Here is a 16,481-nt window from a genome sequence, read left to right on the forward strand (position 1 = left end):
ATGGATACAGGTTAATGCCCATGACTTAGAAAAGCTAGCTAGAACGACTCAGATAAAGCCGTCGTTAATGGCGATGCTTATGGTCATGCCCATGCTTATGGGCGCTCTCATGGCTGTGTTCATGGCCATGATTGTGATGATCGGGTTCATGGCTGTGCTGATGGCCATGTCCATCACCGTGTGCGTGATGGTGAGTCTTTGGCTTCAGCAGCATAAGTCGACTTAAGAATTTGCGTGGTCCTAGACGAAGCAAGCTGGCAGCGAACAAGATAGCCACAATGATCAGGCTGATGTTGTTTAGCGTGGCAGGTAGGTGAATCATGGCTTGCCACTTAGGATGCAGTAGCTCAATGACCCCAAGCAGGGTAATTAACAGTGCAAACAAGCTGGCCTTTTGCGTCCAATTCATCAGTTTTAGCTGGGCTAAGTTGAATATGGGCGCGGCAATTAATGGCAGCATCACTGCAGTGGTCGTCCAGCCACTATAGGCGAGTGACAAAGACAGTACCGCGGCACCTAAATTACAGAAGCGCATCGGTAAAAATACCAATAACAACACAATGACCTGTACTAGCGGGCTAGATAATGGCACCGCTGGGTGACCAATCAGATTGGCTAACACTAGGCTTAATAGGATCCACGGTGCACTACGGTCAACCAAGTGAGCGAAACCAAATCGCCAAGCTGAATCGGGAAGGTAGTCATGGGGATCCGTCGGCTCTACATTGCAGCGTGTCAGTTGCCAGCCAATAATCAGTACTGAGATTGCTTGTAATAGTGCAAATGTTGGCCCTAAAAGTAAGCCGGTAATGATAATGGCTTCTGGGCCTAACAAGCGTTGCAACCAGAGACGATTTAACTGCTGAACATGAGGCGTGAGACCAAAATGAAAGCGCAGAGTCGCCACTGCATAGGCGACCAATAACACTGGTGCAATTGTCAGCATCCAGTCGAGTAGATGTTCGGTCGAGTGGCTGTGGTGGTGATGTTCGTGTCCACCTGAATCCATCATTAGTAGTAGTACGAGTAAAACGATACCCAGTAAACTGCCTATACCCGCTTGGTATTCGAACTTGCCCTGCTTATCGGTATCCGGTGAACCGTGAGGTTGATGTAGCACGACATGCAAGATAGAGCCGGTAACAAATGCTTGTAAATAAACCGTATTTTCTAAGCTTAACTGTGATAGTAACTGTTCGCCAGCAAAGTAGCCGACGCAGGTTAATAGCATCATGGCCGCGAGCACTATCATCGCCCAGCGGCTGCCCACTTGTGGTTTTAGTAGCCACCAGATCGCCACACCAACGGGCAGTCGATGTAGAATAATCCCTAGCGCCAACAGAATGGAGTTACCCTGTTGCTGGGCTAAGATCATCGCGCCACCATCTGTGATGGTATGCAGCAATAAGCCGCCAATACCTAAAATTAAGGTGAGATTGTGAGTGACTTCGGAGTAACGGTGAAATAGCCGCTCACTGAGAGTGGGGCCCCACATGCCGATAATCACAAATACAATCGCGAGAAACCCACCGTGCTCTAGCAGCTCTGGCAGAATATGGATCAGCACTAAGCCGCCCAGCGATACGAATATAAATCCGTCTAGGCCTTTTTGTAGCCCATTGCCTGTCGAAAAGAATCGATAAAACAAAGGACCTAATAAGAGTGCGATGCAGCTAGCTAATAGATACAGCATGGAGTTCCAATTTAAACCGGGAGAGCGAAAAAAGCGCTATAGTATACCAGCCTTGTAGGTAATTAGCAGAGTACTGTGTTGAATTTACATTGATACTCAGTTGCCGCTAAATGTACCGTTACCGTGAACTAATACGGTGTTTTTTGGCATCCACTTGTTAATTTATCGGTTAAGCTAATAGAATAGTATTTTTTACGGCAAATAGAAGCATTTATCTATGGATACTTTTTCTGCGGCAGTCATGTTGTTCCTGATAATGGACCCTTTAGGCAACTTGCCTATTTTTGCATCGATATTGCGCCACATTGAGCCGAAGAAGCGCCGCCGAGTGCTGATCCGTGAGTTGCTGTTTGCTTTGGTTATCATGATGCTATTCCTGTTTGCGGGCGAGGCAATTCTTAACTTTCTAAACTTGCGCACCGAGTCGGTGAGTATTGCCGGCGGTATTATCTTGTTCTTGATCGCGATTCGGATGATCTTTCCACAGCCTGGTGGTGTCGTTGGCCTCGCTGCGGGGGAGGAGCCATTTATCGTGCCGATGGCCATTCCACTCATGGCAGGACCTTCAGTGTTAGCGGCGTTGATCCTATTGGCTCACACCGACAATGATCGCATGTTTGATTGGACTATTGCGCTAGTGTCAGCTTGGGGGGCGAGTGCGGTGATTTTGCTGTTCTACAAAGCTTTCACTAAAGTGTTAGGTGAGAAAGGGTTAACCGCTGTCGAGCGTCTTATGGGGATGGTGCTGGTGATGATCTCGGTGCAGATGTTCCTCGATGGTGTCGCCAATTATATCAGTCACACAGGACTGTAGATCCGTTTATAAAGCTCATCTCTCGGTGGGCTTTGAATCAATTTAAGCTGTCTGTTATCTAATAGTCGATCATGGTAGTTGTCGTTTCTGGATTGTGAGCTAAAGTTAAACTCGCTTGCAGATTAAATTTTAGCCTGCAATACTTGGGATATAATATTCAAAAATAACAATAAATCATGCTAACTTGCCTCCTACTGTGTGTTGCTAGCCTCTCTTCACTGGATTCTGCCGACTATCAAAATCTACTGCCTTACCAAGGCACGCCAACCTCGATGGAGCAGCGTGACAGTAATGGCAATCTCACTATTGGCTCTGTATATACCGATCAAGGTGCTTGGCATGGCTTTCACCTACCCGATAATGCCGATTATTATGGTGGTTTTACCGGGCCTCTGTTTATCGCTCAAGAATACAGTTTGCATCTGAGTGACAGCTTGCAACGCTTGCAGTTGATCAACATAGATAAAGACGAATTTATCGCGTTAGACAGCGCCAGCCGAATCGAGATCTATAGTAGGCCCGACGCCCTAGTGCAGACGTTCATCTGGTCGGGTTTTCAGCTTAACTTGACCCTCAGTTATAGTGATAATCGTACGGCGGTCATCCGTACCGAATTGATCAATCTATCCCCAAAAGAACAAACTTGGCAGTTGGTATGGCACGGTTCTCCCTTTAATTCGCACCCTTCGCAACCGGACTACCACCTCATCAAACAGGCTGAAGTGAATGCTAATCATATTAGTTGGCAGCTCAATCCAATCATGGAAACCTGGCGAATTCAGCTTGCCGATGCTGAGTATGAGCTGTGGTTCGATCGCGATATGAAAATAATGCTCAATGAGCAATCGGGTTATCGCGCCTTTGCCGAACCCGTGACTCTGGCGGCGGGGCAGCAACATACTTTTGTCTCGGCGCAGCGATATTTTCATACTCAGGCCGAGCGCAGTGCGCATCTGGCCCCCGACTGGAGCAAGATAACGGGTCAGCTCAACGATAATCGCGCCAAGTGGCAAGCCAGATTAGACAGAGCGATAACAGGAGGCGATAAGAGTGCTCGCCAACTTGCGGTTAAGAGCATGATGACTCTTTTGCACAATTGGCGCAGTCCTGCGGGCGCACTTGATCATGATGCGATTACCCCGTCGATTACCTATAAGTGGTTTAACGGTGTGTGGGCCTGGGACAGTTGGAAGCAGGCGGTTGCATTAGCACGTTTTGACCCTAGCCTAGCCAAGTCTAATGTACTGGCGATGTTCGATTATCAATTTACTGCGCAAGACTCGGTTAGGCCGCAAGATGCGGGTAACCTACCCGATGCTATTTTCTACAATAAAGATCGTCAGCGCGGTGGTGAGGGTGGCAACTGGAACGAGCGTAACGGTAAGCCCCCATTAGCGGCTTGGGCGGTGTGGCAGATCTATGAGCAAGATAAGGATGTCAGCTTTCTTGAGGCTATGTACCCCAAACTGTTGGCCTATCATGAGTGGTGGTATCGCAACCGTGACAATAACGATAATGGCTTAGCCGAATATGGCGCTAACTTACATCCAGCCCACTTGGCTGAAGATGGTTCGATCGATGTGGAAGCGGTGATCGAAGCCGCTGCATGGGAGTCGGGCATGGATAACGCACCACGATTCGATGTCGATGAGGCGCTGAGTGTTTGGCAAAACCGTCAGGCGGGTCAACTCGTGGGTTACTCGGTATCGCAGGAGTCAGTCGATCTTAATGCCTACCTCTACGCAGAGAAACGTTTTCTACAACAGATGGCGGCTGTATTAGGCGATGATAGTGCCGTGGTGAAATGGGATGTGGCTGCAACTCGGCTTGCTAAGCAGATCCAGATGCAGATGTATGATCCAGAATCTGGCTTTTTCTATGATATTCGTTATACCGCAACCGGTAGCGAGTTGATGGTAGAGCAGGGAAAAGGTGTCGAAGGCTGGCTCCCGCTCTGGGCGGGTGCGGCGAGTGAGGCTCAAGCAAAAGTTATAGTTGAGCGTCACCTTGGGGCTGGACAATTTGGCACCTTAATTCCATTTCCGACCGTAAGTGCCGATAGCCCTAACTTTGCCGCTGCTAAGTATTGGCGCGGCCCCGTATGGTTGGATCAGGCGTTATTTGGCCTGCAGGGAGTCGAGCGATATGGCTATCATCAACAAGCCAAGGCACTAGCGAAGCAACTTGTATCACAAGGAGAGGGTATTTTAGGTCAAAGCCCGATTAGGGAAAATTACAACCCACTAACAGGTGAGGGACTACACTGCACTAACTTTAGCTGGTCTGCTTCCGTACTACTGCTTCTTTATCAATCCTGGTTAGTCGATGGGAATGATAATTAATCATGAAGTCTAAACTGATAACCATTTGATTTTTAGTTAATAATACTGCCATTTTAAAATAGGCTGCCTAAATATATTAATTGGACTGTTAATGTATTGCTGTTGTTGTTATTGTTTTGTGATTCAGCAGTATTGGGTGGCCTATGAAAGTTTCTCTCCTAGTCGTTATTTTTCTGAGTATTGTCTTTGTGTCGGCTTGTAATAGCCGCTCTCAAGAAATAGATCAGCAGTCTATTATCACTGACTCACACAGTGATCTTCCTCGTAAGCATCTCTTATGCAGTTCAACGCCCCCGATCCTAGATACGACTAAGCTTAAGGCTAACCTTAAAGAGCGAGGTTTAATCACCGAACAGATGACTGAAGCCGAAGCTGAGCAAATTGTTGTTGAATATATTCGCAAGCGTCAGAAAGCGTTCCAAGACTGTAAAAAAGGAAGTCAGTAGTATGAATAAACTTCTTAAAATTAAATTGTTAGCGGCATTTTTTGCAGCAATAATTTCATTCTCTCCTATTGCTCTCGCAGTACCTGTGACATCTGGTACCACGGCTGATGCCAACATGATTAACAAAGAGCGGGTTTTATATTGGCTGGTTAAACGCGGTGAGTTATCAGCTAACGCAACAGAAGCTGAAAAGCAGCAAGCGATAGCTGATTTTACTAAACGCGCCTATGGAAACAAAAAAATCCCACTGATCCAAGCACAACAACAAATTAAGCGACTCGAGCGTGCTAAGCAGCGGGCAAAGTCAGCAAACTATTCATCACCTTTAGTGAAGAGCTTTAATAATAAAACGGTCAAAGTGCTTACCGTGCTTATCGACTTTCCAGACTTACGCCACGATGATAATGGCTTAAGCAGTAGCGATACGCAGATGTTTTATAACAGCTATTCGCCAGAACATTTCAAATCACTGCTGTTTTCAAAGACAGGATATGAGGGGCCGCAAGGGCAAACCTTGATGACAGGGTATCAATATTATCAGGCTGAATCGGGTGGAAGTTTCTTCTTTACCGGTGATGTTAAGGGCTGGTATCGCGCGACAAGCAATGCAGCTGCTTATGGAGGCAATGACCCCGATGACGATGATAACGACATTGGTGTTTCTGAGTTGGTGAAAGAGGCCGTTACTGAGGCCGTTGCAGGTATGAGCGCGCCTGAATTGGCCAGTTATGATATTGAAGACCCTTATGATTTAAATAATAATGGTTTAACAAATGAAGCCGATGGCATTATCGATCATGTGATGATCTTCCATTCGAGTATTGGTGAAGAAGCGGGGGGCGGTATGTTGGGTAGTGATGCTATCTGGTCCCATCGATCCTTTGTCGATGGTGGTAGCTATACGCTGCCGGGGACTGAGATAAAGCTTTCGGGCTATACCATTCAACCGATAGATGCTGCATTGGGAGTCTGTGTACACGAGTTTGGCCATGATCTGGGCCTGCCCGATGAATACGATACCACTCAGTTGGGCAAAGGCGCTCCGGTAGGGTTTTGGTCAGTTATGGCGGGTGGTAGTTGGGCTGGCTCACTTGCAGGCTCCTTGCCTTCAGGCTTTAGTCCGTATGCCCGTTCCTATTTGCAGACTATCTATGGAGGCAATTGGGTCACTGAGCAAAGTGTAGCGCTCGATTCTATTTCGGCTTCAGGGCTAGATATTAATCTTGTTGAAGCTATCAACCATGATCAGGTGAACCAGCTTTCTATTGCTGTTCCCGCTGTCGATATTGAGTTTAAGGAACCTTATAGCGGAGCGTTTCAGTACTACTCAGATCAAGGCGATATGATTAACCATGCTATGTCATTTGATGTTGACTTACCGGCGGCAACTCCGCTTAGCTTAACCATGCTGGCACATTGGAGTATCGAGCTGGATTATGATTATGCTCAGTTGATGGTCGACGGTATAGCGATAATGGGAAATCATACCAAGTCGAGTAACTCGATTAATAACGAACGCAATATCATCACAGGTCAGTCTAGTGATTTGGCGGAAGCCGAAGGTGCAAATGCTTGGGTTGATCTTCAGTTTGATTTAAGCCCTTATGCAGGCCGAAGTGTACGTATATCGATCCGTTACGTGACCGATCAGGCTGTAGGTGATTATGGCATAGTGCTTGACGATATCGCTATTAAACAGTCGACCGAAACCGTGCTTTTCGATGGTGCAGAGCAAGAGACTGACATTGCATATGCGGGGTTTGCTCGGGTAGGCAGCAAGCGTCCAGGTAAAGATCGGCGCTATATCGTTCAGCTAAGAAGCCAACAAGGTGTAGATAAAGGACTTAAGTCTGAATCTTATGATCCTGGGATCGTACTGTGGTTTGAAAACCAGGAGTACATCAACAATGAAGTAAACAGCCATCCAGGTTATAGCTTAATTAGCGTGGTAGATGCAGACCAAAACTTAATCGGTAGTAATGACTCTAGTGTTCAGGTGAGAGATGCAGCTTTCAGCCTATTTAACCAATCGAGCTACTTTAACGATAATCACCTTAGTGCGGTTAAGTTATTCGATGATGGCAATGATTTCAGTGCGCCGCTACAGAAAGAGTCTGGTACCATTTTGCCTGAACTTGGCTTAACCATGGAGGTGATGACCCAATCTAGCAATAGCAGTAATGCGATGGTGCAGTTTCGGTATACCAGCCAGACGCCCCCAGAATTACAAGAGCTGAATGCAAGTATCAGTTATAGCTTACAAGGTCGAGAAGCTAGCTTCTCTGCCAATGCTAGCGGCGGTGATGGCAATTATACCTACACATGGGACTTTGGTACTACAGATGGTACGAGCCGTGAGGCCTCCCCAAGCTACACCTACGCTACCGATGGTAATTACTTAGTTTCCCTTACCGTGACCGATGGTGATGGCGCTAGTGTTACTAATAACACCACTCTTGTTGTGGGATCGGTGATTGAGGTGAATTTTACTCAAACTACGTCAAATCTAATGGTGAGCTTTGCCAATCAGTCGACAGGTGGCAGCGGTGAGCTGAGCTACCTGTGGGAGTTTGGTGATGGTAATACTAGTTCTGCAGCATCTCCAAGTTATACCTATGGCGCGACGGGCAGTTATACGGTGATGCTAACAGTGACGGACAGTATGGGGCAAACAGCACAAAAGAGTGCGTTAATAACGGTGACTGCTGCGGTTATTGAGCGCAGTGGCTCTTCTGGAGGTAGCTTAGGCTGGCTGTCGCTTGTTATGCTCGGCCTATTCAGCTTATATCGGCGTCAAGCCTCATAGACATAACTCGCCGCATGAAGTGCCCTAGTTAGGGCGTTTTTTATTTTTTGCTATGCAGCTAGAGCTTCGCGATGGCTTCTTGTGCAGCGGGTAAGAAAACCTCGCTAACGACCAATTGCTCGGTTTCATATTGAAAATAGCGACGACGTCCCCACAACTCCTGACTCACATCTTGTTGTAGTGATCCCGCGAGTTTTGCGATTTTGCTGCACGCTTCAAAGTGAGCCACCTCGATCCGTCCCGGAACAAATTCATCTTTGGAATAGAGTAGTTCGCCTAAGGGTCTAACGCCTAGACCTAAAAACTCTTGTTGTTTCTTCTCTAGTAATTGCCCTGGAATTAGAGTCCTCGCGAAGATCCATGGAATGCCGTCTAAAACCAGTAACACCTCTCTAATCCACATACTCTCGCAGCCAAAGGCCTCTTTTGCTGGTGGAATTAGGGTGTCTTCTCCAAGAACTCTGACTTCAAAATGAGTGCAATGCTTTTTTAATTTTTGCGTTAAGCTACAGGTGCTTAATAGCCATTCCTGAAAAGGTGGTGTAGGTAAGTTGGTGATTTGTTCTGGCGAAAACCATTGGATTGATTCACCATAAGGAAAGCTTAACCTAGTCACAGTCATCTAATTCTCGGTACAATGCAGCAAACCGAAGCAGTCTAGCATGTCAGTGCAGTTGCAGGTAGAGGTTGTCGACACAGAGTGATTAGCTTGGCATGCAGGAACATGGAATGAGAGCGGGTCTCATCGAATATCGATCAGGGAGTAAGTTTGAAGATGAATAAAATAATAGCCGTACTACTTGTGGCGCTTTGCAGTAGCTTTGGTGCTGTGGCGGCCGACAAGAAACCGTTAGAAGAGTACGCTTACTATGGCTTCGAACCTGAAATAGTCACTAACTACATTTCAAATAGAAAGAAACTAGGCTATGTCAGACTCAGTGTTGAATTGATGGTGAAGAAACCCGAACAATTGGTCAGTTTAGAGAGACACGATCCTCTGTTAAGAGCCGCAATTGTTGAGATCTTGGGTAACCAGACTGAAGCTAAGGTGAAGTCTTTAACGGGTAAGGAAGAGATCCGCCGTCAGTGCTACGAGAAAGTGAATCAACTTCTGGAGCAGGAAACGGGTAAACCCCTAGTTGTAAATTTACTCTTTACTAAATATCTATACGATTAATTTTCAATGCAAACATCAGTAGTGTTTGCTCTTTTACAGGTGCTAGCGCGTTAAAACATGAGTCATAAAACTAAACCTTCTACTCAAGAGCGCAAGGCTGGCAAGCCTTCAGCACCTAAACGAAAAGTGATCTCTAAATCGCCAAATTCTAAGCTTAAGACCATCGTTAAGGGGCAGAAAAATACGGCCGTTAAGGCACAAACGTCTAAGCCTCTGCACCCGCGAAATGTGCATAATAAGGGTTACGACTTTCCTGCTTTGATCGCTGCCTTTGCCGCGCTAAAATCTTTTGTTAAGCCTAATCCCTACGGTAATCTATCAATAGACTTTGCCGACCCACAAGCGGTTAAAATGCTAAATGCGGCTCTGTTGAAACTGCATTATGATGTTGAACACTGGGATATTCCCGCTGGATTTTTATGTCCACCTATTCCCGGCCGTGCCGATTACATTCACTACGTCGCAGATCTACTCGCAGTTAAAAAATCCAGCAAAAAGCGAGTACCTAAAGGGCCGAGAGTTAAGGTGTTAGATATTGGTACTGGTGCCAATGTGATCTACCCGCTGCTCGGAATTCAGTCTTATGGTTGGAGCTTTGTAGGTAGTGATGTAGACCCACTCTCTATTGCAAATGCCCAGCAGGTGTTTGCCAGTAATCCAGCGATCGCAGCGAGGTTCAACTCTCGACTACAAACTAATGCTAAACATGTATTCCATGGAGTGATTGAGCCAAACGAACGCTTCGATATAACCTTGTGCAACCCACCATTTCACGCTTCATTAGCAGAAGCGAGTGAGGGCACAGCGCGTAAGCTTAAAAACCTTGCGGCAAATAGAGCTAAATCATCAGAGGCTAAGCCGTTACGTAGTACAAAGCCTGTTGTGACTAAAACTGAAACGCCCCTTAACTTTGGCGGTCAGAAAGCCGAGTTATGGTGTGAGGGAGGCGAGCTGCAGTTTTTGCAAACTATGATCAGTGAGAGTCATGAGTTTGCTAGCCAGTGCTTATGGTTCACCACGCTAGTGTCTAAAAAGGAAAACCTTAAGCCTGCAAAAGCCTTGTTAGCTAAGGTAAAGGCGGAAGAGGTGAAAGAGATGGAGATGCACCAAGGTAATAAGATCACCCGAGTGTTAGCTTGGACCTTCCTTAAGCCTGAACAAAGAGAATTGTGGGCACAATATCGAGATGTGGAAAATTAAAAAGCTGATGAGCAGCTCATCAGCTTTTCAGTACGCAGTTCTATCTGGTGACGGCATCGAGATTTATGGAAAATGATATTTCACCAAGTTAGCCAATATAAGCTGTTTTAGCTTATTACAGCTTGATAGGGTTACTGACCATTCCAGAGCAACTTCCCACAATCTGTTAAATCATAACCGCCTAGGGTCGCTGCAAGTTGTTGCGTTTGTGGCTCAGCTAATAAGTTGAACAGTCTTTGTAGCTGGCGTCTAAAATAGATCCCTTGAGGCATGACAAAATCAAATGATTCAGTGACTAACGGTACAAAGCTTAAGCCGCTCTCAAGTGCTACCGACTGACAACCAAAGCCTATATCGGCATTGTTGCGAGCAATATAGCCCGCTAGCTCACGTTCACTTTGAGCTACAATACTCGAGTTCAGCTCTTCAAATGAAGCACCTTGCTTCATTAACCACTGCTCAAGGTGTTGTTGGCTACCCGCACCAGCCTGACGAGCAACCCAACGCCAAGACTGTTGAGACACTTTGTCCAGCTCCTGGCAGCGGTGATGCATATCTGGACGCATCATCAAACCTTGCTTGCGGGTATAGCCGTGCACCATAACCCACTGCTGATGGTTGGCATAACCCTGTAGTAATGCAGGGTGACGTACACTACGCTCCTCGACACTGCCCCAGTGCAGAGTGCACACATCGGCGTAACCTCGGGATAGTAAGTCTAGACCTAAGCGTGAACCTGTAGAACTGTAGCTGATCAGTTCACTTTTACCTACCTGCGACATCATTCTTGCCACAAGCATCGATAGCAGAGGGTCATCACTACCTGTGATGTGCATACGGTCAGACAGCATACCGCTGTGACAGGAGTCCATTACCCATCTGTCGATCAAAATTTTTGGAAACAGCCACTTACCAGTGATTTTAGTCGCGGGTAGAATCCGATCGTTGGCCATTGAGTAGACTTTCTTCTCATTGAGATCTAGGTACTCAGATACCTGTTTGGCACTCATATAGATCAGGTCAGTCGGCTCAGTCATTATTATTCCTTGTCACGCATTTTATCGATAATATTAGGGGTATTGGCTTAAGAAAGTGCATCAAATTCAACGTTCTCTGCACCGTTATAAATTAAGAAGTGACGACCTTTAGCACGAGCAATCATGGTAATCCCTAACTTTTGTGCCAGCTCAAGCCCCATCTGGGTTGCGCCGCTGCGTGATAACACCACCGGGATCCCCATCTTAGCGACCTTAATCACCATCTCTGAGGTTAAGCGACCCGTGGTATAAAATAGCTTATCGTTACCTGAGTCCTGATTTAGCCACATCTCACCAGCTAGGGTATCAACAGCGTTGTGACGGCCAACATCTTCAACAAAACCAACAATTTGATCATCTTTACACAAGCCGCAACCATGCACTGCACCTGCATTTTTGTAGGTTTCATTATAGGCACTGATATTTTTTAGCAGGCTGTAGATCATGCTCTGCTTCAACTGCGGCGTCGGTAGAACAATATCATCGAGGCCGGTCATAAAGTCGCCGTAAACCGTGCCTTGACCACAGCCAGTGGTAACGGTTTTTTCTGATAACTTTTCATCTAAATTTTCAATTTTTTCATTGGTAATAATGGCAGCCGAGTTTACGTCCCAATCGACAATAACGGACTCAAGCTTGTTGATATCGGAGATAAACCCTTGGTTTTTAAGATAGCCCAATGACAACGCTTCCGCGCGTGCGCCGAGTGTCATTAAGGTCACGATCGGCTGCCAGTTTAAATAGACGGTGAGGGGGCGCTCGCATGCAATGAACTTATCCACTTTTTCGCCATTCTCATTAATGGCGGTTACCGCAATCGTGAGAGGGACGTCGGTGTTGGTTTTAATTAACGTTGGATTGCTTTTGTATGCTGTCATATGACCCATCATCTGTTAAAGGAAATAATTGCACCTAGTGCTAAGCAATATCTGTACCCAATTTTATAGGGGGTAAAATTAGTAGTAGATCACATTTATCGGGGCTGGGTCGCCCTTTTATGTCCTATCACTAATTGCAATTTGGACAAAATGTCCTAGTCTTTGCTTGGAATAGTTGATCTAGTTCAAACTATTCAATTGATATTGTATGGCACGCATATTGCTTTAGCTTTAGGGAGTATTTATTTAGTTGGCTTGCCATATTGGCAGCCACCTCAGGCAAGACGGAGACTGAATGCAACATACCGAAAGCCAATGGCCAATGTACGTTTCCCTTAAGAAGATAGAGAAACAAGTCGGAAGATGGACCTCAGTACAGTGGGAAGTCGACCAGATGCTTCCCGCCACCCACGCCGCACCTGAGGGTGCCTACTTAATTTTGCTAGAACTCCATAAAGATGAACGCGGAAGCTACCGTATCAATATCGATATGGATAATGCCATGCTTTATATCGTCTGTGACGAAACAGAAGAGGGTGAGTGGAAACCAGTCGCTATTTCTGCTGATCAGAATGTCGCAGCGGGTTGTCTAGAAGCCGACACTCCCGTACTAAACATTCCTATGCCGAAAGCCATAGCCTGCTGGATCGAAGCCTTTATTACTCGTCATGGTGAAGTCGAAATCTGCGCTCATCGTCGTAAGCATGTTAACCGTCGCAAGAATGAAGGCCCTAGTACCGATCATACGGCGGATAGAGCATGAGCGGATTTTTATCTCGCTGGAATCTGCGAAAGCAGCAAGTAGAGGCTGAAGGCGAAGCAGAAGTTGCCGCGGCTGAAGCTGCTGCACAACAACTCGCCGAAGAGCAGGCGCTTACAGCACAAAAGCAAGCTGAAGCGGAGCAGTCTACAGCGCAGGATTCAACTCAAACGATTGAAAATGCACAAGTAGAAGCGGATGCCGATAGAATCTTAACTGCTGAAGATCTACCTGATCCTGAGAAGATTGAAGTCGGTGGTAGTTTTGCCAGCTTTATGGGCGCTAACGTTGACCCAGCAGCTAAGTCCGCCGCGTTAAAGGCGCTCTGGAAACAGCCTCACTACAGTGAGATTGATGGCTTGCTTGAATATGCGCTCGATTACAGCAATCAGCCTAAATTGTCGGCCGAAGTCTCAGCGGAGTTAGCTAAAAAAGTATTCCGATACATGGTCAAAGATGAAGACGATGAAGAGGGAACGCAAGAGGGAACGCAAGAGGGAGTTGAGGCTGCATCAGATGAGATGATTGCCGCTGAGAACTCCGATCAAAATGAACGCCTTAATGATGCAGATTCTGTGTCGGACATTTTGGACGGTCACCAAGACAACGTGACCCAAAATGAACCAGAAAGCAGCGACGCTTCGACGAGTAAAGTTGTTTAACGTTACTATAGAGTGTTTTAAATTCCACAAATTTGGTATGTGAATTGCTGTAATAGAGTGTAATTAATAGCTGGCGCTAATAAAAAGAGCGAAATAAAACAGCGACACTCATATACAGAAGCAGCCAAAGAACTGTTCAGGAACGCAATGTGAGCAATAGTGAAACACAGGTTGGACTCAAAGAGATTCGACAGAAGGTCCTTGCTGGGACTCAGGTGATTCAAAACCTGATCCCACCGACCGTTAGCTACACCACCGAGGGTAACGTTCTCGTTATCGGGCCAGAAGACTTGGCACGTTTAGCGGCTGATAAGTTATCTAGCATGGGGCAGTGTGCCATTTTAGCCAATGAGCCTATCACTAGCCAAGACGAAGCCCACTTGGAAAAAGTAATGACTGCCGCAGAAAATGTGGAAAGTTATTATAACAAGCTTATTGAAATCAAAGGTTTCTTAGGCCAATTTCAAGTTAAGGTAGAGCATGGCGATGGCAGTGCTGAATTAAGTACAGTTGCGATTCGCAAAGCCCATTTCGACTTGATCCTCGACCTTAGCGTGAGCCCTTGCATCAACCTTGAAATGCTACCACCTGGCTATTTCTACGTGGGGCAAGATCAAGCTAAGTTGGATGAAGCGCTTGAGCAGCTTCCATCTCTCGTTGGTCAGTTCGATAAGCCACGCTATGTCAAAGTGAACAGCGATATCTGTGCCCATTACCGTAGCGGTAATGAAGGTTGCACCCGCTGTTTGAACTTCTGTCCTGCCGATGCAATTGCGAGTATAGAGAAGAAGATCGAAATCGACCCTTACCTATGTCACGGTGCGGGTAGTTGTACTAATGCATGCCCAACTGGCGCGATTAGTTATGACCTGCCGACTCCGCAGGCCATGCATACCTATCTGCAAAAGCTAGTCACTAGCTTCCGCTCTCAGGCGCAAATTGCCCCAGTGATCCTTTTCCATGATATGGGTAAAGGTGCAGAGCTAGTAACTGACGCGTTAGCAGGTGAAATCATTCCTATTGAGATGGAAGAGATTACCGTTGCGAGTATGGACCACTGGATGTCAGCATTGGCATGGGGCGCTCGTCAGGTGTTAATCCTGCAAACTGATGCTACGGCGCCAACACTAACCCAGATGCTGCATGGTGAACTGTCCTTAGCCAACGATATTCTTGATGAGATGGGTCAGCCACAGCGGATCAGTTTGATCACTGAAGCGCATCTAACAGAAGTGGGTGCCAAAGCTCTTTCTGAGCTACTTATCACTAGCGCTAGCTGGCCAGTCATTGTTCCTGCAGAATTTGTGGCAACGACTAAACGCGAAACAATTTACAACGCTATCGATCACCTCAATGAGCAAGCGGCATCAGTTGATAGCTGTTTTTCTCAAAGCAATATTCCATATGGCCAAGTAAGTGTTAATACCGAGAACTGTACCTTGTGTATGTCTTGTGTATCGACTTGTCCAACGATGGCATTGACCGATGGCGGCGATCTACCAGCACTGCATTTTGTTGAGCAAGACTGTGTGCAGTGTGGCCTATGTGAGACAGCTTGCCCTGAGAAGGTCATCAGCTTAACACCCCAGGTCAACCTTGATAAAGCGGCACGTCAGACGCGTCAAACCTTGCATGAAGAAGCTCCGTTCGAATGTATTACTTGCGGCACGCCGTTCGCGACTCAATCCATGGTGAAGCGGATGTTAGATGTGGTGGGAACCCACAGTGCCTTCAGTGCCAACACCGACCGCTTAAAAATGTGTGGTGACTGTCGAGTAAAAGACATGTTTGAAGACATTCTTCAAGATCCTGAAAAGCAACTGCGATAAGAGTTTAACCATGACCGAATTTGTAAGAGAAGTTTCAGAAAACGATCAGTTAAGAGCCGATATTTATCAGTTGCTAGCTGCATTATTACGTCGTCAACCAAGCCATGAGCTACTTGAGTTCTTATCTGGCTTAGAGATCGATGCCGATGATGACAGCGACATGACTAAAGCTTGGGTGGGTCTAAAGTTGGCCGCTCAGCAATTTAGTGATGAACAGCTTGAAGATGAGTATTTCAACGTATTCCTAGGCGTGGGCTGTGGTGAAATTCTACCCTACGGCAGTTGGTTCATGACTGGTTCATTGATGGACAAGCCATTGGCGCTGTTACGCAATGACTTAATGCAGCTTGGCTTTGAGCGTGAAGAAGACGTTAAAGAGCCAGAAGATCACGTTGCTGCACTGTGTGAAGTCATGGGCACCTTGATCTTGGAAGCTCCAAGTTATCGTCAACTTGCTTTCTATCAGCGCCACATGGGCAGTTGGATTGAGCGTTTCTGCGATAACTTAGCTAAAGCGCCAAGCGCGGCATTTTATGCAACGGTTGCGCAGTTGGCTAAGGCGTTTTTCGTTATCGAAGCCAATGAGTTTGAACAATTAAGCTTAGACATTCCTGTTAACTGCCCAGGCAGTGAAGCAGAAGCGTCTGAAAAAATTGAGCCATCTACCAATGAGTTAGCGTCTTAATCGCTAACGGTAGAGGTTTGGATTTATGTCAGCTCAGCGTTTGTTGTTAATCGATAGGCCTGAGCTGAGATAGACAAAAAATGGGATTCTTCTCAACAAGAGCCCAACAATAACTGGATAAATAGTTTAGCAATAAATCCTTTATCTTAATT

14 protein-coding genes are annotated in these 16,481 nt (G+C 46.4%); 10 read left to right on the forward strand and 4 right to left on the reverse strand.

The annotated features are described in order from the left end of the window. Positions 1 to 64: 64 nt before the first annotated feature. Entirely contained in the window at positions 65 to 1,693 is a 1,629-nt protein-coding gene (locus SHAL_RS00460) for a hypothetical protein (protein WP_012275223.1), read from the reverse strand. Between the two features lie 217 nt (positions 1,694 to 1,910). Between SHAL_RS00460 and SHAL_RS00465 the strand changes: the two genes are divergently transcribed. The 4 genes from SHAL_RS00465 to SHAL_RS00480 all read left to right on the forward strand — a co-directional run bounded on the left by SHAL_RS00465 (position 1,911) and on the right by SHAL_RS00480 (position 8,101). Further along, complete coding sequence (locus SHAL_RS00465; RefSeq protein ID WP_012275224.1) at positions 1,911 to 2,507, forward strand: YhgN family NAAT transporter; 597 nt, start codon at positions 1,911 to 1,913, stop codon at positions 2,505 to 2,507. 176 nt (positions 2,508 to 2,683) lie between these two features. After that, on the forward strand, positions 2,684 to 4,849 hold the full coding sequence (locus SHAL_RS00470) for an MGH1-like glycoside hydrolase domain-containing protein (protein ID WP_012275225.1): 2,166 nt from the start codon (positions 2,684 to 2,686) through the stop codon (positions 4,847 to 4,849). 143 nt (positions 4,850 to 4,992) lie between these two features. Further along, positions 4,993 to 5,295, forward strand: coding sequence for a hypothetical protein (locus SHAL_RS00475; protein WP_012275226.1), 303 nt, complete (start codon positions 4,993 to 4,995; stop codon positions 5,293 to 5,295). A 1-nt stretch (position 5,296) separates the two neighbouring features. After that, positions 5,297 to 8,101: an immune inhibitor A domain-containing protein gene (locus SHAL_RS00480; RefSeq protein WP_012275227.1), complete on the forward strand. Its 2,805-nt coding sequence runs from the start codon at positions 5,297 to 5,299 to the stop codon at positions 8,099 to 8,101. A gap of 58 nt (positions 8,102 to 8,159) precedes the next feature. Here the strand turns inward: SHAL_RS00480 and SHAL_RS00485 are convergent, their stop codons facing one another. Further along, positions 8,160 to 8,723 (reverse strand): chorismate--pyruvate lyase family protein, encoded by a 564-nt coding sequence (locus SHAL_RS00485; protein WP_012275228.1) that lies wholly within the window; start codon positions 8,721 to 8,723, stop codon positions 8,160 to 8,162. Positions 8,724 to 8,876: 153 nt separating this feature from the next. On the opposite strand from SHAL_RS00485, the gene SHAL_RS00490 reads away from it, so the two are divergent. Continuing rightward, the gene (locus SHAL_RS00490) at positions 8,877 to 9,278 is read left to right on the forward strand and encodes a flagellar basal body-associated protein FliL (RefSeq protein ID WP_012275229.1); all 402 of its coding nucleotides are present in this window, start codon (positions 8,877 to 8,879) and stop codon (positions 9,276 to 9,278) included. Positions 9,279 to 9,335: 57 nt separating this feature from the next. Next, positions 9,336 to 10,478, forward strand: a complete 1,143-nt coding sequence (rlmF, locus tag SHAL_RS00495; protein ID WP_012275230.1) for a 23S rRNA (adenine(1618)-N(6))-methyltransferase RlmF — start codon at positions 9,336 to 9,338, stop codon at positions 10,476 to 10,478. Positions 10,479 to 10,609: 131 nt separating this feature from the next. On the opposite strand, the gene SHAL_RS00500 is transcribed toward rlmF, so the two are convergent. Together SHAL_RS00500 and SHAL_RS00505 are read right to left on the reverse strand one after the other, a co-directional pair. Then, positions 10,610 to 11,515 (reverse strand): substrate-binding domain-containing protein, encoded by a 906-nt coding sequence (locus tag SHAL_RS00500; RefSeq protein ID WP_012275231.1) that lies wholly within the window; start codon positions 11,513 to 11,515, stop codon positions 10,610 to 10,612. 47 nt (positions 11,516 to 11,562) lie between these two features. Then, a complete protein-coding gene (locus SHAL_RS00505; RefSeq protein ID WP_223296229.1) occupies positions 11,563 to 12,393 on the reverse strand; it encodes a formate dehydrogenase accessory sulfurtransferase FdhD in 831 nt (276 codons plus the stop codon). A gap of 295 nt (positions 12,394 to 12,688) precedes the next feature. Here SHAL_RS00505 and SHAL_RS00510 point away from each other — a divergent pair, with 295 nt between their 5' ends. The 4 genes from SHAL_RS00510 to SHAL_RS00525 all read left to right on the forward strand — a co-directional run bounded on the left by SHAL_RS00510 (position 12,689) and on the right by SHAL_RS00525 (position 16,329). Next, positions 12,689 to 13,156, forward strand: a complete 468-nt coding sequence (locus SHAL_RS00510; protein ID WP_012275233.1) for a DUF3305 domain-containing protein — start codon at positions 12,689 to 12,691, stop codon at positions 13,154 to 13,156. After that, complete coding sequence (locus SHAL_RS00515; protein ID WP_012275234.1) at positions 13,153 to 13,815, forward strand: DUF3306 domain-containing protein; 663 nt, start codon at positions 13,153 to 13,155, stop codon at positions 13,813 to 13,815. The genes SHAL_RS00510 and SHAL_RS00515 overlap by 4 nt, the downstream gene beginning before the upstream one ends. Positions 13,816 to 13,964: 149 nt before the next feature. Then, entirely contained in the window at positions 13,965 to 15,644 is a 1,680-nt protein-coding gene (locus SHAL_RS00520) for a 4Fe-4S binding protein (protein WP_012275235.1), read from the forward strand. A gap of 10 nt (positions 15,645 to 15,654) precedes the next feature. Continuing rightward, a complete protein-coding gene (locus SHAL_RS00525) occupies positions 15,655 to 16,329 on the forward strand; it encodes a TorD/DmsD family molecular chaperone (RefSeq protein WP_012275236.1) in 675 nt (224 codons plus the stop codon). Positions 16,330 to 16,481 lie beyond the last annotated feature (152 nt).

This window comes from Shewanella halifaxensis HAW-EB4 (assembly GCF_000019185.1).
Classification (GTDB): domain Bacteria; phylum Pseudomonadota; class Gammaproteobacteria; order Enterobacterales; family Shewanellaceae; genus Shewanella; species Shewanella halifaxensis.